Source organism: Methanobrevibacter sp. TLL-48-HuF1, assembly GCF_023617305.1.
Classification (GTDB): domain Archaea; phylum Methanobacteriota; class Methanobacteria; order Methanobacteriales; family Methanobacteriaceae; genus Methanocatella; species Methanocatella intestini.
Window position 1 is genome coordinate 62,178 of record NZ_CP081485.1, and the last position, 20,906, is coordinate 83,083.

Genomic DNA, 20,906 nt, shown 5'->3' on the forward strand with positions numbered 1-20,906 from the left:
GATATACACCTAAACAACTGTTTATTTAAATGTTATAACCAACTAGTAATTGGGACTTCATCCGCAAATTTAATTAAGCATCCCAATCAAAAAGATTATTGTAAAAAAGGTAAGTGAAATCATAAAAGTAACTGATATTTTAGTGATAATAATGATGAATCCAGTAATTCTGATTATGATGAACGTTCATTTATGGAAGAATATGACTTTGAAGATAATTTAACTTTTGAAATGGAATCAGAAATTTATGGATCAGATTTTAAATCAGAAATGGATGATTATGGGGAAGAAGAATATTATCAGAAGAAAATAGCTGAAATGGATGCAATAGAACGAGCTCAGGAAAGAGAATTTGAGAAGCAAATAGCTGAATATAATGCAAAAAATCCAATTAAAAAAATGATAAAACATGTCTTATGATGATATAATAGCTAAAATTAAATCTGATTTAACTGGAAATACAGATAAAGATAAAGCTTATCTGATTAAGCAATTTAAGATTCATAACTCAAAGGAAATCCATTTGGAACTTGGCAGATTGCTTTGGGATTTGATGAGTGATGAAGAACAAAATGCGTATAAAAAAGCTGTTATTCAGGATATACCAGTTGATGAATTCATAAAATCAGTTTACAGTTATCTGAATTATGGGGATTTTGAAACAGCCCTAAAAGAGCTTGAAGACTTTATGGAAATTTTACCATTTAAATTTAGGGAAGATCCTCAATTTGATTATTTTTACTTTAATAATCCTTTGGAAGAGGAGTTATTCCGGAAATATTTTAAAACACCAAAAGAAATGAAAGTAATTCCATTTGGTGATGAATATCCAAGAGTGTTTTACTTGTATGGTGTTGTACTTATGAATTTATCTGAATTTGACAGGGCTGAAAGTGCACTTAAAAAAGCTCTATCCTATAATCCTGTTTCTGGTGAGATTTTATCTACATTATCTGCATTATATGATGGAAATTATGATTTGAATAATTTGAAGAAAACAGCAGTTGAAATTTTAAAGTTTAGCTATGATCCAAGAGAAATAGCTAAAGCGTATAGGGATTTGGGATACTGCTACTATGAAAATAAGAAGTGTAACATATCAAAGGCATTATATGAACAAAGTTTAAACTATGAAAATCATCCGAGGGCACAAATAGAGCTGCAATTAATAAACAGCTATCTGCATATTGATGAAACAGACATTAAAAAAGTTTTAAATGATGAAAATATTCCGGCAAATATTAATGATGATATTTTGGAAATATCAATGTTTTTAGCTTTGGATTTTGAAAAGAAAAATCTTTTAAATCAGTCCTTGTATTTTTATGGTGTTTTATATAACTTAACTCATGATGAAGAAGTTTTAACTAAAATTAATGATTTAAAACATAGATTATAATTTTTTTATTTGGTTTAAAACTTCCAATCCAAATTTAGTTATTTCATATATTCTTCCTTTTTTGTCTTCTAATACACTAAGTTAGGTTTTTAGTGCAATTTCAGAAATGCAGCATATAATTATTTTCAGGATATTTTAAATCCATGACTGAATAAATTTCTTTTTTGTTTATAAAATATTAATTAATCCCCATTTTTAATAACAATATTAATATATGATATCTTACAAAATTAAAATATAATATATCTATTTTAATAAAAAATTAGGCTTCCTAGTTTTGAATTAGGTTAAATTATTTGAGATGTTAAGAGGAAAAGTGCAAACTGTTGTTGAAAATCAAAATACTGAAACCAAGTAAAGCAGAACTTTTAAGACAGTATCAGCAATTATATGATGAAAGTACAATTGTTGAAGTAGAATTCAATAGTCTTAAACAGGAAGTTTTAAATAGGCAAGTGTTTATTATGGCTGATGATGAAGAATATTGTTTAAGATTGGAAAAAATCATTGATAAACAAGATGGATTATTAAATCATTATGATGCAAAATTTAATCAGCAAAATTCATTAAATGATGCATTATCTAGACAAAATAAAATTTTAAAAGAGGATTTGCAAAAGCATAAAAATCTTTTAAAAGATATGAAAAAAAATATTGACCAACATAAAAATGTTGTTAATAAATTAAAAAAAGAGCTTGAAGAACAACTTAAAATACAACAAAATTTACATAAAGATTATGGTGAAGTTATTAAAGAATTAACTGATGAATTAGAACTTCAAGAAAAACAAAAAGAAGAAATTCAAAATAAAACTAAACAAATTGGAAATAATCAACCAATAAATAACAATTCTAAACTAAAATCCAATAGGGTAGAATTACCTCCAAGAGAACATGACAACGATCATGTTGCTGATGCAAAAGATTTATTCAATAATGTTAAAGAAAAATCAAAAGAAGCTATTGATGAAATTTCAGAAAACCATAAAAAAAATACTGCTACTTCTGCAATTAATAATAATGTTCCAAAAACAAATGAGAATAAATGTCCTAAATGTGGTTCAGTAGTAGATAACAGTTTTATATTTTGTGATAAATGTGGTTATAAACTAAAATAAAGGTGTTTAAATGGGTTTTTTTAACAATATGAAAAATTTAAAAGACCAGGCTTTGGAAAATGAAAAAATCCAAAATTATGAACAACTTCAAGGTTTATTTGATGCAATTGATAATCAGGCTGAAAAAGAAAAAGAAAAAGATAAAAAGGAAAGAGAATATTTTGAAAGTTTAACTCCTGAACAAAAAGTAGAGTATAAACGTATTAAAAAAAGAAATAAAAACCTTAAAAAACTTGGAATGTATGGTTTAACTGCCGCAAGCATGGCTACTGGTGTTGGTGTTCCTGTTATGATGGCTGCTAATGTAGGATCAATGATTTCTGATGATAATATGACATTTAACAAAGATCAACATGATGCAAAAATGAAAAAAATGTCTGGACAAAAGAAAAGGCCTCAAGCTAAACCTAACAAAGCTAAAACAAAAAAAGTACCTCTTATATCAATAAAATATGATAAAAAAGGCCAACCGAAGGTTCAAACTTTTATAGATAAAGATTGGTACAATATAAACTTCAGATATGCTGAACTTATAAGAGAATAATTGCTATATGGTGTATTAATATGGTTTTTTGCCCTAATTGTAAAAATGAAGTTGGTGAGAGTAAATTTTGCCCCAATTGCGGTTCAAAAATACTTAAGCCAGAAATAGATCCTCAAGAAAATAATACTATGAATTTTTGCCCTAATTGTGGAAATGAAGTTGGTGGGAGTAAATTTTGCCCCAATTGCGGTTTAAAAATACTTAAACATGAAGCTGAAATACCTACTTCTGAAATTGATGTTAATACAAACAATCAGTACACATCTGATGCTGATGAAAAAGATACATTTGATAAGATAATTGACATTGATGATAAAATTTCAGGTAAAATGAATGGTTTATTTGCAAAAAGTAAAACTGCAAATAAAATTTTAGATAAAACGGTTTCCTTTCAGTCTTTTAAATATAAACTTTATCAAAATAGAGAATATCTTGAAAATATAGAACCTGTATTTATTGAAGTATATGATTCTATTGATGATCCATTTATTAAAGATATTCTAATGTTAGAAAGAATTGCAATGGCTACTACTAGTAGTGCAGTTGGTATGGTTGCATCTCAAATTTACACTCCAACAAAAGACATGCCACATGATAAAGCAGTAATGTTTTACCAAAATATGGTTAATAGAATTGTTAGTGAAATTAATCAGGAAAAACAAAATGGTACTTTTGATGAAGAAACATTCTATAAAAACAAAACTAAGCAAGCTACATTGGATAATATTTCTGTTTTAGGAATTTCCAAATCAGTGAAGGCCTTTAAAAAAAATCGTGAATGAATATTTGTAAAAAGTGTAATGATCAACAAAATACAAATTTAAAATTTAACAAAATTAAATCATTTTTCTTTTATTAAAAAATATGATAAAAGTTTAAAAACAGGATAAGTGATATTATGGCAGATGGAGAATATGTAGATAGTGATGGTGACGGATACAAAGAAAGTTATGTTGAAGATAGTGATGGTGATGGACAATATGACACCGTTTACATGGATACTGACGGGGACGGGTATGCAGATACTGTTGGTGTAGATACAGATGGAAACGGGTACGTAGATACCGTTGGCATGGATACTGATGGTGACGGGTATGTGGATACTGTTGTTGAGGATACTGATGGAGATGGTGAATTTGACACCGTTTACATGGATACTGACGGGGATGGCTATGCAGATACTGTTGGTGTAGATACAGATGGAGACGGGTACGTAGATACCGTTGGCATGGATACTGATGGTGACGGGTATGTGGATACTGTTGTTGAGGATACTGATGGAGATGGTGAATTTGACACCGTTTACATGGATACTGACGGGGATGGCTATGCAGATGCCGTTGGTGTAGATACAGATGGAGACGGGTACGTAGATGCTGTTGGTGTAGATACAGATGGAGATGGTGAACTAGATAGCTATGCTTATGATACTGATGGTGATGGAGAATTTGACGAATATGAATCAGATTATGATGACGACTATGATGATATAGACGATGACTACGATGATGATATATTTTAATTAAAATACTGAATTATGGATTTCTATCAATTATAGAAATTCATGTATATTTTAACTAATGATGAAACATTAAATAAATCAAATATTGTTGTACTAAAATTTTAATAAAAAATGGTTAATGGTGAATAAATGGTTAAATGTCCTTCTTGTGGGAAAGAAGTTGGGGATGCTGCTTTTTGTAATAATTGCGGATCCAAACTTCATTCTCAAAAAAATGAAAAAATAAAAAGCAATGATTTTCAAGAAAAAAAATTCTGTGCTAACTGTGGAAGTGAAATGAATGTTAATGCTACATTTTGTTCTAATTGCGGAACTCATGAATTAAAGGCAAATAATCAGGTAGGCAATAATCTTGTTGCTACTTTTAATCCTGGAACTGCATTTTTAATATCTATATACACTACCGGTGCGGGACATATTTATTTAGGATTATTTAAAAGAGGCATATCCTTTTTAATATCTCAAATAGTTCTTGTAGTATTAGTAGCTATATTTACACTACTATTGGGATATCTATGGTATATGTTAGCTGTGATTGTATTGTTATTAGGTATTTTAGCATGTTTAACTTTGCATATATATTCAATTTATGATTCATATAAATCAATTAAAAAAATAACAAATGGTGAAAGTGTTGAAGATATAATGTTTTTCAATAAGTTCATGTGAATTTTTAGCTTAAACCCATGAGGCAAAATATGATAAGATGTCCAAAGTGTGGAAATGAAGTTAGTGGAGATGATTTTTGTTCTGAATGCGGACTTAAACTTAATCATACTTCAAAAGAAAATAAACATTACTGTCCAGAGTGCGGTTTTGAAACTAGTATAAAAGATAAATTTTGCCAAAAATGCGGTGCAAAAATAAATGGTAAATCTGATAATGATGATTTGTTAAGTTTTAATAAAACTAATCTTTATCCCATTATTTTAGGATTTATCTTCCTTTTAATTGCAATACTTTTCGCAAGTAGGCTTGTATTAGTTCTTTGTTTATTTGCAGCGGGGTTTCTTTTTGAATTTAAATCAGACAATGCATTTCTTAATAGTATTTTAGTTGCTGTAATTCCAGGTATTTTATTTATTATCACAATGCAAAATATATATTATTTATTGATGTGTTTTATACCTCCGATAGCTGGCTGTTTTATAGCTGCCACATATAGAAGAAGGTAAATACACTTAAATATTTTCAAATACTAAAATCATTTTAAGGAGAAAATATGTTTAAGTTAATTATTGGAATAATTTATATTATAACTATTATCTTATATTGTGCTATTTTAGTAAAAAAGAAGATTAAAGACACAAGTACTTATATAAACCTTGGAATATTAATAGCTGTTTTCATATTTCTTGTATACAAAGGATATCTTTTCTAAATATTTAATAACCTAATTGATTTTAATGACTTCTGAGTACACACCTGAAGAAAATAAATTAAGAGAGCTTACTGGCGGAGATTATTTTTCCCAGGAATTTATGGATAATTTAAATTCCTTAAATTTAACAGTTAAAGAAGCTAATATTGTTATTAATCAGATTAAACATGAAATAACTACTGGTGAATGTTGTTTGGAAGCTATTCCAATTAGATTAAATTATCTTTTAAAACAGTTAGCTCCAGAAATTACAAAATATGTTGTACCCTCTAAAGAATTAATAGCTAAAAAAGAACTTATTTTCCTTTTAAATCTGAAAGACAATATAACTTTTTGTCCGAATTGTCAAAGCAGCCTTTTTTTAACAGATAAATTTTGCTATAAATGTGGTGCTAAAAATATGCAATCAATAGCTATTAAAGCACCGAAAGATGATGATTTGAACTTAAATGAGATATATTGTGCCAAATTATATGAGAAATATCCCCTTAATTTTAAATATGCTTATGTTTGTTTTTTAAGATATGTCAATGAAAATCCTGGGAAAGTTGAGTTTCCAGTATTTAATAATATTGACGGGTTTAAATTAAAAAAACAGGCTGTTAAAGATAATTATTTCACATTAGGTGATCCTGTTTACAGTATTTCTAATTATACTATTTCAGATATTAAAAAGGTTTTAAAAAAGTATGATTTGAAAGTTTCAGGTAAAAAAGATGAACTGATTGAAAGAATAAGTAAAAATTTATCAGATGATGAGATTAATAATGAATTTGAAAACAGCACTTTTGTTTTAACATCTGAAGCTGAAAAATTTTTAAAAGAAAATAAATACATTGTCTATTATTATGATAACAGTTTAGATGAATTTATTTCTCTAGAAAAATACGAGTCATTATTTAAGAAATCTAAAGTAACTGATTCTATTTATGATGTTTTATATAGGTATTATACTAATTTAGCTAATGAATCTGTAAATAATAAACAATGGGATCACTACAAAACATCTATAGGCCATATCATTAACATATCAGTTGACAATATCAGTGATTTAAAATTACTTAAATTACACATTAAGTATTTTATTTTAGAAGCTAATAATTGGATTTGTGATGATTACAGTGATTATTATAATCCTTCTTTTAATTTGGAATTTAATAAATCCAGAAATGATTTAATAGCTAGTTTAAAATTAGAATTAAATGAACTTCAGGAAATATTTGATGAAGCATGGAGTGAAGTTAAAATACCTTCCTATACAGTCACAAAAGCAGATACTTTTAAAAAATTAATTTTAGCATTTAATGGTGAAGATTTAAATGAAATTCACTGATTAAATGATTTAAAAGTGTCTAAAAATTCATTCAGCACATTTTTAAAATCCGGATTTTTCATAGCTGCATCAAATGAACCTGCAAGAGGTCCCATAATCAGTTCGTTTCTGCTGTTTCCATCCATCATATCTGTAGTTTCCATACCTATCTGAGAATAGCTGGGAGGTAACTGGTCTTTATTGTATTGCTGTTTTATTTCGTGTCTCAAATCTTCATCAATAAAATGCTCAAGTAAATGGATTATGTCTTCAGCTATTGTATTTCCTAAAACAAGTGAAATAACAACTGTGTCATGATCAAGTTCATCTTTCTGTTCTTCAAGTATTGAATTAAATGACCCGTAATTTTGATAACCATGTGGAATGAATCTTCCTTCAACAGTATGGGCACAGTATTCATTCATTAAATGTACTGTTCCAGATGCAAGGATGTATTGGACAAATACTTCAATTTCATAGGTTTTTTCAACTTCCCAGAAATACATTAGAATTTGTTCATGAATTTCAGCAAGCAGATGGTGTGATAACTCATGAATTAGTGTAGCTATTTGTACTGAATCATTTAGCCGGTCATCTAGTTTTATATTGTTTGCACTATAAAATCCAAGTTCTCCTCCTTTGGATTTATATGACCATTTGGCATATGCTTCAACAACATCAGCTACTTTTTCTAAAGCTGTGGACCCTTTGTTTTTAAGAGATTTTTTACCTGTTTCATATATATTATTCAATATAAGTTCATAAATCTCATTGGTTAATGGTATTTCATTTAATTGCTCTTTGTGTTTTTGTGTAAACATGTCTTCAAATGAGGTTATTTTATCACCTACTTTAAAGTTATCAAGTTTTCTAAGTACGCTTCCACAGTTGATACAATAATCTTTTGTCGGTGAGTTTTTTTCTCCACATTTTGAGCAATATATTTCGGTCATTTTTAATCACTATTTAATCCATTTAATTTTTTAAATTTAGCTGTTTTATTTCTTCTATGCTTAATTTTGTTGAAATAGCTATGTCTTCAGGAGATATGTTTCTAGTTAATAATGATTTTGCTATTTTCCATTTTTCATTATTAGCTCCCTCAGCATGCCCTTTTTCAATTCCTTTTTTAATTCCTTTTTCAATTCCTTTTTCATATCCTTCATCGTATCTTTCTTGCCCATATTCTTCCATTAATCTCATATTATCCCTCAATATGTTTCTTAATCTTTTTCTTCTTGATGTTTCGTTTATAAATTTATCTACAATTAGAAATTCAATTCCAAAAGCAAAATTCTTAGTACTTCCTATGGAATTTCGTACTTTATTTAGTGTTTGCACAGTTTTTTCTATTTGCTCATCAAGAGGATTTCTTGAACTCATAAATGGAGCTAGTGATAGATATATTAATTCCCGTCTGGTTATTTTTGTATTGTTTTTTATTTTATTTTCAATATTATTTATAATTTCATCACCGTCAAAATCTTTTAGAGATATTATTGGAATTGTAAATACACAGTCCTTATTTAATTTATATTGTTTAATTTTTGTTTTTTCAGCTGTACTAAATACTATTAAAAGTATTGGTTTGTTGTTTTGCTTTGCATAATCAACAATTGCTGTATATAAACGATATCTTTTTTCATCGAATTTTTTTACTACTGTTGATTGAAATTCAGTTATTACTATTATATTATCCAATTCCATTATCATATCTGATTTATAGACGGTAGGATCAAGTTCTATTAATTCTGTTGGGTTGAATATTAAATTTTCAGATTCAAAGTCATATTTTTTCATGTCTGAATTTAATTCTTCAATTAAATTTATAAAACTAAATCCGTCTTCTTTTGCAGCATATTTAAACAGTTTGTCTTCTGCCTGATTCGACATGTTATCACGCTAATCAATTTTTATAGCAATTATTATGATATATCAAGTATTTAAATGCTTTGTTGTAAAAAAGAACAATTTTTAAGGCTGAAATCAATATTTTAAAGTTAAATAAATATTATTTTTAATTTAAAATAAATATTGTTTATACTTTGTTAAATTGTTTTTTACTGGTTAAATTGTCTTTAAATTTAACAATAAGCTTTTATATTTCTTATTACCAAGATTAGAGTAGAGGTGTTTTAGATATGAACTCCTATTTGAATATTAGAATTAATGGTAAAAATTTAGAAAAGAAAGCAGATATTGAAAATGCAATTTTGAAATTTGATGAAGATTTAAAAGAAAATCCTGATGATGAAGCTACCATTGTTGGGAAATCTGTTTTATTATATAAACTAGGTAAATTAAATGAATCTCTTAATTGTTTAAATCAGATTGAAAATATTAGAAATGTTTCTATTATAGAGTTAAAAGCTGTTATTTTAATGGGACTGGAAAACTATAAACAGGCACTGGAATTGTTAAACGAAGTTTTGAAAGTGGATAACGGCAATATCAGTGCACTTTACTATAAAACTGAATGCCTTTTTCAATTAAAACGTTTTAATGAAGTTGTAGATACTGCCAATGTAGCCTTGAAAATTGATAAAAACCATCAATCTATCTTAATAAATAAGTTCTGTTCTTTAGTTGAACTTAACAGCACAAAAGAAGCTTTAAAAGTTAAAGAAAAACTTTTAAGATTAGGTTTAAATTGCAATATCTGAGGTTAATAATATGGAACATCAAATAAAGGAATTCAGAAAAGAGGATATTGACAAGGAAGAATTAAAAAAACAAATACCTGCATGGTGTAATCTTTTAAGAGAATCACCTGATGATGTGAGACTAAGAATTATTGTTGCATCAATGTTTTATTTCATTGATGAAAAACAAAAATCACTTAAATTATTAAAAAATGCGCCAAATGGTGAAAATATAGAATTAAAAGAAGTAAAAGCAATTGTTTATATGGATTTGGATTATTATAATGAAGCTTTAGAGCTGTTTAATGAAATTTTAGATGCTGATTATAACAAAAGCATTTTGGATTTAAAAGTTGACTGTTTATTTCTTTTAGAAAAGTTTGAAGAGGTAATTAAAACAGCTGATGAATACTTGGAAAGTTTTGGAGATAATCTTGATGTTTTAACTAATAAAAAATTGGCTTTAGAAGAATTAAACCGCAAAAATGATGCAAATGAAGTGGAAAAAACAATTTCAAATTTAAAGACATTTAATAAATTTGCAATCTATCTGCCAAAAGATCAGATTGATGAGACTATTCCGGCAGAAATTTATGAAAAAGAATTGGGGTTGTGCTTTGATGATTTGAAAGATAATCCTGATGATGATGCAGTTCTTATTTCAATAGCTACATTCTTATATAATCTTGACAGAACTGATGAATCCGTTGAATATTTGGATAAGATCAGTGATGATGCAGATAGTGTTACACTAAATGCTAAAGCATGTATGTTTATGAAACTTGAAAGATTCCCTAAAGCTCTTGAAATATTAAATAAATCTTTAAAAAAAGATAAATCAAATATTATAACTTTAATATCAAAATCTGAATGTTTAATGGAAATGGAAAAATATGAAGAGGCATTGGCATGTGTTGATGAAGGATTGAAGATTAATAACACAAATACACATTTATGGAAAAATAAATTCTGTGCTTTACTTGAACTGGACAGATTGATCGAAGCAAAGGAAGTTCAGGATTTAATTTTTGATTTGGAAATAGCTAACGATAAAGTTGACGGTTCTCTTAAAAAAGCAATTAATAGATTTCACTGTATGGAATATAGAGAATGTTTAAATCTTTGTTATGATGTTTTGGATGTTGATAAGGATAATGAAGAAGCTGCAGCTTTAATGATGAATGCCGTTTATTTATTAGGTGATATTGATGAAGCTCCAAAAGCATTGTATAGAGCACTTAATTGTAATGGGGGTGAAATATTGACTCGAAACTGAAAAATTGTCTTTAAATATAACAATAAGGTTTAATATTTCTTTATTTAATAATTAAATAGGTGTGATGCATATGGATGTAATAATATCTGCATTGATTGAAGCAAATAAATTATTAAACAAAAAGGATTATTATAAAGCGCTTGACGGTTTTGAATGTGTGTTAAATATAAATCCTACCAACAATCTGGCTACAATTGGAAAAATAATTTGTATACATTATTTAAACTCATTTGAAGACAGTAATCTGATAAACAAGTACGAAGAAAAATTAAATGTTAATCTTAAACTTGCAGAGTTGTATGAACACGGAAAATACGATGAAACGATAAAAGAATGCAATAAAATATTAAAAAAAGACAAAAACAATTTTAACGCATTAGCTATTAAATTCTCAGCCCAATTTGAACTCACCAAGTATACAGAAGCATTGAAAACCTGTGATAAACTCCTAGAATTAGAACCAAATGATTTAGTAATAATATATGCAAAAGCCACCACATTATATAAACTAAACATTTATAATGAAGCTATTGAGTGCTATGATAAAATCCTGGAAGTAACTAATAACTTTAATGTTTTATTTTTTAAATCAGCATCATTGTTAATATTAAATAAATATGAAGAAGCTTTAAAATATTGTAATTATGCATTGGAATTAGAACCTGAAAATTGTGATGCAAATGGATTAAAACAATTGATTAAATATAAAATAGCTCAAAAATAGCTATTTTATTTTTTTCATTATTGTATCTTATACGAAAAATAGTATGAAAATATAATAGGCTATAAAAATTGGGAGGTAAAACTATGAAATTATAAGAAGAATTAATGCAATATATTTTAGCTAAACAAAGATTAATGCCTAAAATTATATCTTCTAAATTATCCTCAAATAATAAAAAATTAAATCATCGTACTGATTATTTCAGAATAAAAGAATACATTGACAACTTTTTAAATGGCAATAATCAAAATAGATTTATTGTAATGCCTGGTCTTAGAGGAGTAGGTAAAACAACAATTTTATTGCAATTGTATGAATATTTAATTAAAAATGATGTTCCTAATTCAGATATTCTTTATTTTGATGTAAGTGAGTTGAAAAGTTTTTATGATGTTAATATATTGGATGTAATAACTAATTTTATTGAAAACATACATCAAACAACAATGGTGGAATTAAATAAACCAATATTCTTATTAATTGATGAAGTTCATTTTGATAAAAATTGGGCATTAACTGGTAAAATAGTATATGATAATAACAATAATATTTTTATGATTTTTACTGGTTTATCTGCTATTGAATTACAAATTCATGCTGATGCAATTAGAAGAATGGAAAAATAACCAATATTTCCATGTACATTTCCAGAATATCTTTTTTTAAAACAGAACATACATTTTCCAAAGGAGATGTCTTTTGCATTGCAAGATTTAATACTAAATGGAAATGTTGATTTAACTATAACTAATGAAAGAAAAATCCAAGAAAGTATGATTAACTTAAATAATGATCCATATATTGAATTCAAAAAGTTTTTAACACAACATTCATTCCCATTTTCTTTAAAAATGCAAGATTTTCAAATTCATGAAAAAACTATAAATAATATAAATAGAATAATTGAAAAAGATATTTCTTCTTTAAAAACATTTAATAGTTCTACTAATGATACTATATCACGAATTGTTACATATATTGCTATGCAAAAACCTGGTGGAACTTCAAATGTTAAATAGCTCAAATGTTAGGTGTTTCTCCAAATACAATTAATAATATCTTAAATGTTTTAGAAAAAACACAATTATTATTTCCCATAACTGCTTATGGTACTGGAAGTAAAATTATTAAAAAACCCTGGAAGTATTTCTTTTTAGCTCCATCCATTAAAGCATCAATTAATTTTGAAATTGGAAGATATAATTTAAATAGTAAAAAATGTTTATCCACATTAGCTGAAACTTTAGTTGCATCATCATTATATAAACTAAAATTGTTATGTCATAATTTTATAGGTTTATTTTATGATCCTAAAAAGTCAGGTGTTGATTTTTTAGTAAGAAATATTGATAAAATAATTCCGATTGAAGTGGGTGTAGGTAAAAAAAACTAAAAGTCAATTAACAAAAGCAATTAATAATTATAATTCTGATTATGGTATTTTAATATCTAATAGAACATTTAGCATAAAAAAGGAAAATAATATTATTTATATTCCATTAAGAACCTTTTCTTACATATGAAACTACATAAATGAAAATGTAGAAAGGGGAATGCTTATTATATTATCTTCTTTTTGAATTCTGCTGCTTTTATTTGAAACTATAATTCCATAATCAGAGTTGTATCTTGAAATAGCTTTTTTAACCTGTTTTGTATTTTTAGCACCAATTCCAACTTCTATAGGAATTATATCTCCCATTATAGTGTTTAACAGAAAGTCTACTCCACCTTTTTCAGGGTCATAAAATATTCCAAAATCTCTGTTTTGCTGCAGTTTAAATAAACTAGCTGCAACAAGATTTTCAGAAAGGTTTGCAATGTATTCTTTTGGATTTTGTGTAGCTAATCCATTTTTTATATAGATACTTGCTTTTATTTGACTAGTTAAGAAGTAATATTCCCAGGATTTTCGCTGTCTTTTAACACAAGATCCATAAGGTTCAACATGAAATAATAAATGTGTTTTTTCCAATGCCTGAAATATTGATTGTATGGAAGTTTTTGAAATATTTAATATATTGGATAGTTTATTGGATGATAACTCTGAAGGTTTTGACATTGCTATAATATTTATTAATTTGTATGTAGCTAAACGTATTGGAGTTGTAAAAGAAGTTATTATATCAAGGTCTTTTTCAATTATTCTGTCTTTCATATCCAAAGTCAATTGCACAATTGATTCTTCTGTTCTATTTAAAGTAAATGGAAAACATCCATATTGAATATAATATTCCCATTCTTTTAAGTAATTCTGGTTTAAATTTATTAGATTTTGATTATACATCATATTTTCGATTTTTTGAGATTTTTCGACTTTTCCTGTAAAAATCATGTCTCTAAAAGTTTCACTTAACATGTCCGGATAATTAATATCATATTTTAAATAAAGATATTCTGCAAAATTTAATGGATAAATTTCTTTTTTAAGAGATCTTCTAGCTGAATCATTGTTATACTCTAAATTCAATGCATCTGATCCTGTAAAAATCATGAAAACATTTTTATCTTCATCAAATATTATTTTACCTAAAGATGCCCAATTTTTTGAATATTGTGATTCATCTACAAATATGAATACCTTATTTTTTACCGTTGGATATGCTTCATTTACATCTTTTAGGAAAACATCAATGTATTCTTTAATATTAAAGTTAGGAACATCTTTTAGGTTTTCTAAATTAAGATATAATATTCTGTTTTTTGGAATTTGTTTTTCATTAAGCAGATAACTGAATAATTGGTATATGATTGTTGTTTTCCCAACACCTCTTAATCCGGGCATTATAAAAAATCGGTCATCACTTTCTTTTTCTAAAAATGTGTCAATATGTTCTTTAAGTTGGTAATATTCTTTTTTTTTGTTAAATTTTTTATCATTATAGTTTAAATTATTTTCAACTATTTTAGGGTTTGTCTTAAGTAAATTTGTAATATATGATTGTGTTTCAATTTCCATTTTTATCAGCTTTTTCAAGTAGTTGGTTATTTTTTTGACCGACCTTTTATATATAGTTGGTTATTTTTTTGACCGACCTTTTATATACTGTTGGTTAAATTTTTTACCAGCTATATAAAAGAACCAAATTAATATACATATTTATAACTAATTAGTTACTTTTTAGATACATTTATATACTAGAATAATACAATATAACTATGTAATAACATAAGTTGTTATAAAAATATTAAAAAATTGATTTAAATGACATTGCTATTAGGTAAAAAACAAGAATGTGGAAATATAACTATAGTTCCTATTTTAAATGATTCACCTTTGAAATTAGATATTTTAGATTTAACAACAGGATTTAAAATGGGTCTTGTTGAAGTATCTGAGTGTGAACAAAGTACAGTTGGAACAATTATGGTTAAAAATAATGCTACCTCTCCATTACTTTTAGTAGATGGGGAAGAAGTAGCTGGAGCAAAACAGAACAGAATTATTGGACAAAGTATGTTAATTCCTCCGAATACCAGCATACCAATTCCAGTTAATTGCTCTGAACAGGGAAGGTGGAATTACAAATCTGAATTTAAACATTCAAATTATATGGCAAATTCAGAAACTCGATGCAGAAAAGCAGAATATAATATGGACAATTCAATAAGAGCTTCACAAGGTGCAGTATGGGATTCTATTGAAGACCTTCAAGTAAAAAGAAACAGTTTTTCCAAAACCTCTGCTTTAAGGGATAATTATGAAAAAATAGAAAAAACAAATGATGATTATTTGAAACACTTCGGGATTTATGATAATCAGGTTGGTGTAATAGCCAGGTTAGAAAATAAAGTAGGTTTGGATGTATTTGCTAATCATAGTTTATATGAACAGTACAGTGATATGATTCTTAAAAGTTATATTATTGATGATGTTGGAAATAATTCACTTATAAAAGATGACTTTGACTTTGAGGCTGTTTTAGACAATATAAATGAAAAATATTTTAATAAAAGAAATACTGTTGGTTTAGGTCAGTCTTATTTCATCAAAACAAATAACGGATCAGGAACCTCATTAATCTATGAAAATGAGTTGATACATGCTAATTTCTTTTATAATAACAGATTAAGAAACCTAAAACTGTAAATATATTGTATTGGCTCTTAAATTAAAAATATCACCTTTTACACGATAAAAACACTGGAAATTAAACATCACACCCCGCATAATATCTCCTACTTAAAAAGGGACAAACACGTATCAAAAAAACCATCATTTTTACTTTTTTTAAATACTAATTAAACACATTTATATAGTATAAACTCACAATATATACACATTATATTATAAAAGAGGTACTAAAAATGATTGAAAACAATATCTGTTTACTGACAGACAGTTACAAAGTTACCCATCATGCATTTTACCCAAAAAATACTGAAAAATTATATTCATATTTGGAAAGCAGGGTAGGATCAGAGTTTAACAAAACAATCTTTTATGGTCTCCAATACATAATAAAAAAGTATTTGGAAGGACAAGTTATAACTCCAGAAAAAGTAAACCAGGCAAACAGTCTGATTAACACACACATTGGTGAAGATATATTCAACTATGACGGATGGATGTATATAGCTGATGAACTTGATGGAAAATTGCCGATAGAAATAAAAGCCGTAGAAGAGGGAACACCTGTAGAAGTGGGAAATGTTTTAATGACTGTTGAAAACACAGATAAACAGTGCTACTGGTTACCGAATTACCTGGAATCATTATTATTGCATGTATGGTATCCGTCAACAGTAGCTACATTGTCAGCAGAGGTAAGAAAACTCTGTAACTTTTATTTAGATGTAACAGGATCAGGCAAAGAAAACCTGGAATTTATGTTACATGATTTTGGATATAGGGGAGCTACCTCAACAGAATCTGCAGAACTTTGTGGAAGTGCACATCTCCTAAGCTTTAAAGGAACTGATACAATTCCGGCATTAACAATACCTGAAAACTACTATAATGACAATAATATATACGGCCTGTCAGTACAGGCAACTGAACACAGTGTAATGACTTCATTGGGAGAAGAAGGTGAAATAAAACAGACAGTTAATGTAATTGATAATGCAAAAGACGGAATATTATCTATGGTAATTGACAGTTATAACTACAGAGAATTCTTAAAACAAGCCAGTACAAAAGGCAATAAATTAAATGATAAAATTGATGAATTTTTAGAAAAAACTGATGGAAATAAAGTAGTATTTAGACCCGACAGTGGAGAACCAGTTTCAACAACGCTGGACTGTTTAAATATTCTTGAAGAAGGTTTTGGAACTGTAAAAACCGAAAAAGGATATAAAATCTTTGCAAAAAACATCGGACTGCTGTGGGGAGACGGTTTAAACTATCATAAAATAAGGGATATTCTATTTGGAATGAAATCAAATGGCTGGGCAGCACAAAACATCATATTTGGAATGGGAAGTGGCCTCCATTCTTCAGTAAACAGAGACACTCAAAGAACTGCATTTAAATGTTCAGCACAGCTAAGAGACGGAACATGGCATGATATCTTTAAAAACCCGTTAGACAGCAGCAAAAAATCAAAAACAGGAAGATTGAAATTAGTAAAAGAAAAGGATCACTTTAAAACTGTTCCAATATCTGATGAAAACAAAGACTATCTGCAGACTGTCTTTAAAAATGGTGAATTAATCAGAGAAGAAAAATTCAGTGATATTAAAAACAGAGCACTAACCTACATAAGGAATAGATAAAATGAAAGAAGATATGTATATTACTTTAGTAAGTATGAATCACTTTTTTGGAGTAAAACCTTTTAAAAAAGACGGAATTCTTAAATTAATAAAGGAAAAAGACAATAACTATGATGATGAAGCTATAAAAGTTGAAATGAGACACGCAGGACAAGTTGCATATGTATCAAACAGTACAAATACAGTAATTAGAGGAACAATGAGTGCAGGTAGAATTTATGATAAAATTTTAGATGAAGATTATGCACAAATCAAATTCTACAACAGAGAAATGGGAATAGCTAAAATATTAACCCCTGATGAAATAGATGAATTAAAAAAAGACCCTGAAAATGATTTGAACGTTATATAGGTGATTAAAAATGAATTTAAAGCATTTGAGTTTAGCTGAAAGGCAGAATTATGAAAACATGACAATAGTTCCTATTTTAAGTGATACCAATACTCCATTTGATGTTTTAGATTTAAAAGAAGGGCTGAAAATGGGACTTGTAAAGATTGAAGAATGTGATAACTCAAATATAGAACAAGTAAAATTAAAAAATAACTCCATATCTCCATTAATTTTACTTGATGGTGAAGAAATTGCAGGATCTCTCCAGAACAGAATTATCTCACAAACAATGATAATAGCTCCTAAAAGTGAAATAAAAATACCTGTAAACTGTTCTGAAAAAGGAAGAAACACCTATAAATCAGAGTTTCATTATTCAAATTACATGGCTAACTCAAATACCCGAAGAAAAAAAGTATACAATAAAAACAAACTTCGTCAGAATGTTGTATGGAGTTCTATTGATGATTTGGAAAAGGATAAAAACACCTGCTCCAAAACAAATGCACTTAGAGACAGCTATGAAAAAAATAAATACGATATTGACAGCTATTTAAAACACTTCAAAATGGAAAATAATCAGATTGGAGTAATATGCATTGTAGAAAACAAAGTAAGCCTTGAAATATTTAATAATCATTCATTATATGAAAAGTATAATGAAATGCTACTTAGAAGTTACATTATTGACAGTTCCAACAAAGAAAAAATAAATATCTCCAACAAAGAGCTTGAAAATATACTGGATAGTATAAATGATGATTCATTTATTAAAAAAGAGGCAGTAGGTTTAGGAAAATATTATAAAATTTCCAACAGCTACGGTAACGGGCATATATTAATCTATGAAAATAATATGGTACATGCCAGCTTCTTTAAAAAAATTGAAGAACCAGCAGTGAATAATGGATTTGTAAAAAACATTCAAAATAATAAACAGGCAATATGTTAATTTAATTGAGAGGAATAAAAATGACTAATTATGAATGTAATGGATTAAAATATAAAACAAACAGTACTAAAAGTGTAAAACACTGTCCAGGTTGCGGATCAACAGATTTTGTAATGGACGATTGCAGGTGTGAATTAATATGCAGAAAATGCGGAATGGTTATAGATGATGAATTCATACAATATGGACCTTAAAAAAAAGGTAATTGGAAAAAGCTGAGCGATAAATTCCATTACCTTAAAAACTTATTTATAAATTGTTGCTAATCGATATTAATAACTTTTGCATGTTCTGAAGAGCTTTCATATGATGAACCATAATCAAAAGAACCTGAATCAGATCCAGAAGAACTAAAACTTCCTGAACTGTAATCTTCATAGTAATCATCATCAAAATCATCATCAATGGATGTATCATTTGAAGAAGTGTCTTTTTTTATATTAACAGTATGTGGGGGTGCTTAAATCACTATTGGAAGTATTATTAGTTTTATCAGCATTAGAATAGATAACACTATTTACAATAGTTAGTAATCATGTGTTGTAATTAAAATATTATCATGAGTTTCATCATTACCTATAAATATTGTATAGGTTCCGGTATTTTGATTATAATAAACACTCGTTCCATTTTCAACAAGCACATGACTATTTAACTGTTGACTATCACGTAAAATACAAAAGATTCAATTTTCATATATTTTCATTTTTTAAAAAATCAATTACATTTAAATGAGTTATTCCATTTTTAGAGTAGTCCCAGTCATCTAATGTTAATACATATTTAGGATAATTGTCAGATATTTTCTCTAAAGGATTAAATTCTCTTTCACGTGTATTTTCATCTAAAATTGACTCTGATACTTGAATATAAATAGTTTTATCATGTTTTCTACATATAAAATCAATTTCTTGTTTTCCAATATTTCCAACAGTAACCCGATATTTTCTTCTGATTAACTCTAAAAATACTACATTTTCCAATATTTGCCCTCTTGACTTATTAACTCCAGCCTGTAATTGATAAAATCCCGGATCAATACAATAATATTTTTCATTAACACTAAGAAGTTTTTTTGTTTTTATTTCTTCTCTTTGTGCTTTTAATAAAATATAAGCTTCAGTAATATGTTTTAAGTATGTACTGATGGTATTTGTTGAGACATTTATATTTTCATGTTTCAAATACTTTTTAATAGAGTTAACAGAAAATATCTGGCCTGTGTTTGTTATTAAAAATTTTATTAGCCTTTCTAAAAAACCAATATTTCGCATATTATTTCTATAAATTATATCTTTAAGAACAATAGTACTATAGATATCTGTTAAATAATCTATTTTTTCATCATCATCAAAATCAAGAACTCTTGGAAGGCCTCCATATTTAAGATATTTATTAAATATTGATTTTTCATTATCTTTTGTTAAATTTCCATTAGTTACTTTGTAATATTCTAATATTTCATTAAATGAAAATGGATATAGGTCTATTTTGATATATCTGCCAGAAATTAAAGTAGCTAATTCTCCAGATAATAATTTGGAATTTGAACCTGTAATGTAAATATCACAATTTAAATCAATTCTATATGCATTAATACTTTTTTCCCAATTGGAAACTAATTGGATTTCATCAAAAAGTAAATATATTTTTCCTTTGAGATTTTCAGTTTGTTTAAATATATATTCATTTAGATCCACATAATCTTTAATGTTGTCGTATTTAGATGATTCTAATGATACATATAGAATGTTTTCATTATTTACCCCACGTTTTTCAAGTTCATCAATAATTTGTTTAAGTAAACAAGTTTTACCACATCTTCTAACTCCAGTTATAGCTTTAATTTCTTCTTTATCAATGAATTTACGTATTTTTGATAAATATAATTCTCTTTTTATCATAAAAATCATCTCGTGATATTATTTATATTTTTAATTAATAATAAATTTTTCTAATTTTAAATTGTATAATGAACAAA

General features: G+C 27.1%; 26 protein-coding genes. 21 read left to right on the top strand and 5 right to left on the bottom strand.

Going from position 1 to position 20,906, the window contains the following annotated elements; all coding sequences use genetic code 11:
* The first annotated feature begins 192 nt into the window (after nt 1-192).
* From K4897_RS00230 to K4897_RS00275, 10 genes are all read left to right on the top strand, one after another.
* On the top strand, nt 193-420 hold the full coding sequence (locus K4897_RS00230; RefSeq protein ID WP_250416159.1) for a hypothetical protein: 228 nt from the start codon (nt 193-195) through the stop codon (nt 418-420).
* The gene (locus tag K4897_RS00235; protein ID WP_250416161.1) at nt 410-1,399 is read left to right on the top strand and encodes a hypothetical protein; all 990 of its coding nucleotides are present in this window, start codon (nt 410-412) and stop codon (nt 1,397-1,399) included. Before K4897_RS00230 ends, K4897_RS00235 begins: the two co-directional genes overlap by 11 nt.
* A 329-nt stretch (nt 1,400-1,728) precedes the next feature.
* The gene (locus K4897_RS00240; RefSeq protein ID WP_250416162.1) at nt 1,729-2,517 is read left to right on the top strand and encodes an ABC transporter substrate-binding protein; all 789 of its coding nucleotides are present in this window, start codon (nt 1,729-1,731) and stop codon (nt 2,515-2,517) included.
* Nucleotides 2,518-2,527: 10 nt separating this feature from the next.
* Nucleotides 2,528-3,061: a hypothetical protein gene (locus K4897_RS00245; RefSeq protein ID WP_019265574.1), complete on the top strand. Its 534-nt coding sequence runs from the start codon at nt 2,528-2,530 to the stop codon at nt 3,059-3,061.
* Between the two features lie 20 nt (nt 3,062-3,081).
* Nucleotides 3,082-3,843 carry a zinc ribbon domain-containing protein gene (locus K4897_RS00250; protein WP_019265575.1) on the top strand — a complete coding sequence of 254 codons (762 nt, stop codon included), beginning with the start codon at nt 3,082-3,084 and terminating at the stop codon, nt 3,841-3,843.
* Between the two features lie 116 nt (nt 3,844-3,959).
* On the top strand, nt 3,960-4,583 hold the full coding sequence (locus K4897_RS00255; protein ID WP_250416164.1) for a hypothetical protein: 624 nt from the start codon (nt 3,960-3,962) through the stop codon (nt 4,581-4,583).
* 129 nt (nt 4,584-4,712) lie between these two features.
* Complete coding sequence (locus K4897_RS00260; RefSeq protein ID WP_250416165.1) at nt 4,713-5,252, top strand: zinc ribbon domain-containing protein; 540 nt, start codon at nt 4,713-4,715, stop codon at nt 5,250-5,252.
* A 29-nt stretch (nt 5,253-5,281) separates the two neighbouring features.
* Nucleotides 5,282-5,758: a zinc ribbon domain-containing protein gene (locus K4897_RS00265; protein WP_004033774.1), complete on the top strand. Its 477-nt coding sequence runs from the start codon at nt 5,282-5,284 to the stop codon at nt 5,756-5,758.
* 47 nt (nt 5,759-5,805) lie between these two features.
* Nucleotides 5,806-5,964: a hypothetical protein gene (locus tag K4897_RS00270; protein ID WP_019265580.1), complete on the top strand. Its 159-nt coding sequence runs from the start codon at nt 5,806-5,808 to the stop codon at nt 5,962-5,964.
* 25 nt (nt 5,965-5,989) lie between these two features.
* On the top strand, nt 5,990-7,297 hold the full coding sequence (locus K4897_RS00275; RefSeq protein ID WP_250416167.1) for an SAP domain-containing protein: 1,308 nt from the start codon (nt 5,990-5,992) through the stop codon (nt 7,295-7,297).
* Here K4897_RS00275 and K4897_RS00280 read toward each other — a convergent pair.
* On the bottom strand, nt 7,291-8,229 hold the full coding sequence (locus tag K4897_RS00280; RefSeq protein WP_250416169.1) for a zinc ribbon domain-containing protein: 939 nt from the start codon (nt 8,227-8,229) through the stop codon (nt 7,291-7,293). The genes K4897_RS00275 and K4897_RS00280 overlap by 7 nt on opposite strands.
* 22 nt (nt 8,230-8,251) lie before the next feature.
* Nucleotides 8,252-9,169 (bottom strand): hypothetical protein, encoded by a 918-nt coding sequence (locus K4897_RS00285; protein WP_250416171.1) that lies wholly within the window; start codon nt 9,167-9,169, stop codon nt 8,252-8,254.
* A gap of 248 nt (nt 9,170-9,417) precedes the next feature.
* Here K4897_RS00285 and K4897_RS00290 point away from each other — a divergent pair, with 248 nt between their 5' ends.
* From K4897_RS00290 to K4897_RS00315, 6 genes are all read left to right on the top strand, one after another.
* On the top strand, nt 9,418-9,939 hold the full coding sequence (locus K4897_RS00290) for a tetratricopeptide repeat protein (RefSeq protein ID WP_019265585.1): 522 nt from the start codon (nt 9,418-9,420) through the stop codon (nt 9,937-9,939).
* A gap of 10 nt (nt 9,940-9,949) precedes the next feature.
* Nucleotides 9,950-11,194, top strand: coding sequence for a peptide transporter (locus K4897_RS00295; RefSeq protein ID WP_094516490.1), 1,245 nt, complete (start codon nt 9,950-9,952; stop codon nt 11,192-11,194).
* A 70-nt stretch (nt 11,195-11,264) separates the two neighbouring features.
* The gene (locus K4897_RS00300) at nt 11,265-11,918 is read left to right on the top strand and encodes a tetratricopeptide repeat protein (protein WP_019268305.1); all 654 of its coding nucleotides are present in this window, start codon (nt 11,265-11,267) and stop codon (nt 11,916-11,918) included.
* Nucleotides 11,919-12,022: 104 nt separating this feature from the next.
* Nucleotides 12,023-12,544 carry an AAA family ATPase gene (locus K4897_RS00305; protein WP_250416173.1) on the top strand — a complete coding sequence of 174 codons (522 nt, stop codon included), beginning with the start codon at nt 12,023-12,025 and terminating at the stop codon, nt 12,542-12,544.
* 78 nt (nt 12,545-12,622) lie between these two features.
* Nucleotides 12,623-12,937 carry a hypothetical protein gene (locus tag K4897_RS00310; protein WP_250416175.1) on the top strand — a complete coding sequence of 105 codons (315 nt, stop codon included), beginning with the start codon at nt 12,623-12,625 and terminating at the stop codon, nt 12,935-12,937.
* A gap of 5 nt (nt 12,938-12,942) precedes the next feature.
* The gene (locus K4897_RS00315; protein WP_250416177.1) at nt 12,943-13,311 is read left to right on the top strand and encodes a DUF4143 domain-containing protein; all 369 of its coding nucleotides are present in this window, start codon (nt 12,943-12,945) and stop codon (nt 13,309-13,311) included.
* A gap of 132 nt (nt 13,312-13,443) precedes the next feature.
* Here K4897_RS00315 and K4897_RS00320 read toward each other — a convergent pair whose 3' ends face one another.
* The gene (locus tag K4897_RS00320; RefSeq protein WP_019267115.1) at nt 13,444-14,877 is read right to left on the bottom strand and encodes an ATP-binding protein; all 1,434 of its coding nucleotides are present in this window, start codon (nt 14,875-14,877) and stop codon (nt 13,444-13,446) included.
* Nucleotides 14,878-15,123: 246 nt separating this feature from the next.
* Between K4897_RS00320 and K4897_RS00325 the strand changes: the two genes are divergently transcribed.
* The 5 genes from K4897_RS00325 to K4897_RS00345 all read left to right on the top strand — a co-directional run bounded on the left by K4897_RS00325 (nt 15,124) and on the right by K4897_RS00345 (nt 19,119).
* Nucleotides 15,124-16,008 (top strand): ARPP-1 family domain-containing protein, encoded by an 885-nt coding sequence (locus K4897_RS00325; RefSeq protein ID WP_019265795.1) that lies wholly within the window; start codon nt 15,124-15,126, stop codon nt 16,006-16,008.
* A 218-nt stretch (nt 16,009-16,226) separates the two neighbouring features.
* Nucleotides 16,227-17,639, top strand: a complete 1,413-nt coding sequence (locus K4897_RS00330; RefSeq protein WP_250416179.1) for a nicotinate phosphoribosyltransferase — start codon at nt 16,227-16,229, stop codon at nt 17,637-17,639.
* 1 nt (nt 17,640) lies between these two features.
* Complete coding sequence (locus K4897_RS00335) at nt 17,641-17,991, top strand: HIRAN domain-containing protein (RefSeq protein ID WP_250416180.1); 351 nt, start codon at nt 17,641-17,643, stop codon at nt 17,989-17,991.
* 10 nt (nt 17,992-18,001) lie between these two features.
* Nucleotides 18,002-18,925: an ARPP-1 family domain-containing protein gene (locus K4897_RS00340; RefSeq protein ID WP_250416182.1), complete on the top strand. Its 924-nt coding sequence runs from the start codon at nt 18,002-18,004 to the stop codon at nt 18,923-18,925.
* Between the two features lie 20 nt (nt 18,926-18,945).
* Nucleotides 18,946-19,119 carry a TFIIB-type zinc ribbon-containing protein gene (locus tag K4897_RS00345; RefSeq protein ID WP_250416184.1) on the top strand — a complete coding sequence of 58 codons (174 nt, stop codon included), beginning with the start codon at nt 18,946-18,948 and terminating at the stop codon, nt 19,117-19,119.
* A 55-nt stretch (nt 19,120-19,174) separates the two neighbouring features.
* Here the strand turns inward: K4897_RS00345 and K4897_RS00350 are convergent, their stop codons facing one another.
* Both K4897_RS00350 and K4897_RS00355 read right to left on the bottom strand, forming a co-directional pair.
* Nucleotides 19,175-19,315 (bottom strand): hypothetical protein, encoded by a 141-nt coding sequence (locus K4897_RS00350; protein ID WP_250416185.1) that lies wholly within the window; start codon nt 19,313-19,315, stop codon nt 19,175-19,177.
* A gap of 302 nt (nt 19,316-19,617) precedes the next feature.
* Nucleotides 19,618-20,838 carry an ATP-binding protein gene (locus K4897_RS00355; RefSeq protein ID WP_250416187.1) on the bottom strand — a complete coding sequence of 407 codons (1,221 nt, stop codon included), beginning with the start codon at nt 20,836-20,838 and terminating at the stop codon, nt 19,618-19,620.
* Nucleotides 20,839-20,906: the final 68 nt, after the last annotated feature.

Coding starts and splice junctions, on each gene's coding strand:
- K4897_RS00230 (WP_250416159.1), top strand. CDS start 193: ATGGAAGAATATGACTTTGAAGATAATTTAACTTTTGAAATGGAATCA.
- K4897_RS00235 (WP_250416161.1), top strand. CDS start 410: ATGTCTTATGATGATATAATAGCTAAAATTAAATCTGATTTAACTGGA.
- K4897_RS00245 (WP_019265574.1), top strand. CDS start 2,528: ATGGGTTTTTTTAACAATATGAAAAATTTAAAAGACCAGGCTTTGGAA.
- K4897_RS00250 (WP_019265575.1), top strand. CDS start 3,082: ATGGTTTTTTGCCCTAATTGTAAAAATGAAGTTGGTGAGAGTAAATTT.
- K4897_RS00255 (WP_250416164.1), top strand. CDS start 3,960: ATGGCAGATGGAGAATATGTAGATAGTGATGGTGACGGATACAAAGAA.
- K4897_RS00260 (WP_250416165.1), top strand. CDS start 4,713: ATGGTTAAATGTCCTTCTTGTGGGAAAGAAGTTGGGGATGCTGCTTTT.
- K4897_RS00265 (WP_004033774.1), top strand. CDS start 5,282: ATGATAAGATGTCCAAAGTGTGGAAATGAAGTTAGTGGAGATGATTTT.
- K4897_RS00270 (WP_019265580.1), top strand. CDS start 5,806: ATGTTTAAGTTAATTATTGGAATAATTTATATTATAACTATTATCTTA.
- K4897_RS00275 (WP_250416167.1), top strand. CDS start 5,990: ATGACTTCTGAGTACACACCTGAAGAAAATAAATTAAGAGAGCTTACT.
- K4897_RS00280 (WP_250416169.1), bottom strand. CDS start 8,229: ATGACCGAAATATATTGCTCAAAATGTGGAGAAAAAAACTCACCGACA.
- K4897_RS00285 (WP_250416171.1), bottom strand. CDS start 9,169: ATGTCGAATCAGGCAGAAGACAAACTGTTTAAATATGCTGCAAAAGAA.
- K4897_RS00290 (WP_019265585.1), top strand. CDS start 9,418: ATGAACTCCTATTTGAATATTAGAATTAATGGTAAAAATTTAGAAAAG.
- K4897_RS00295 (WP_094516490.1), top strand. CDS start 9,950: ATGGAACATCAAATAAAGGAATTCAGAAAAGAGGATATTGACAAGGAA.
- K4897_RS00300 (WP_019268305.1), top strand. CDS start 11,265: ATGGATGTAATAATATCTGCATTGATTGAAGCAAATAAATTATTAAAC.
- K4897_RS00305 (WP_250416173.1), top strand. CDS start 12,023: ATGCAATATATTTTAGCTAAACAAAGATTAATGCCTAAAATTATATCT.
- K4897_RS00315 (WP_250416177.1), top strand. CDS start 12,943: ATGTTAGGTGTTTCTCCAAATACAATTAATAATATCTTAAATGTTTTA.
- K4897_RS00320 (WP_019267115.1), bottom strand. CDS start 14,877: ATGGAAATTGAAACACAATCATATATTACAAATTTACTTAAGACAAAC.
- K4897_RS00325 (WP_019265795.1), top strand. CDS start 15,124: ATGACATTGCTATTAGGTAAAAAACAAGAATGTGGAAATATAACTATA.
- K4897_RS00330 (WP_250416179.1), top strand. CDS start 16,227: ATGATTGAAAACAATATCTGTTTACTGACAGACAGTTACAAAGTTACC.
- K4897_RS00335 (WP_250416180.1), top strand. CDS start 17,641: ATGAAAGAAGATATGTATATTACTTTAGTAAGTATGAATCACTTTTTT.
- K4897_RS00340 (WP_250416182.1), top strand. CDS start 18,002: ATGAATTTAAAGCATTTGAGTTTAGCTGAAAGGCAGAATTATGAAAAC.
- K4897_RS00345 (WP_250416184.1), top strand. CDS start 18,946: ATGACTAATTATGAATGTAATGGATTAAAATATAAAACAAACAGTACT.
- K4897_RS00350 (WP_250416185.1), bottom strand. CDS start 19,315: ATGATGATTACTATGAAGATTACAGTTCAGGAAGTTTTAGTTCTTCTG.
- K4897_RS00355 (WP_250416187.1), bottom strand. CDS start 20,838: ATGATTTTTATGATAAAAAGAGAATTATATTTATCAAAAATACGTAAA.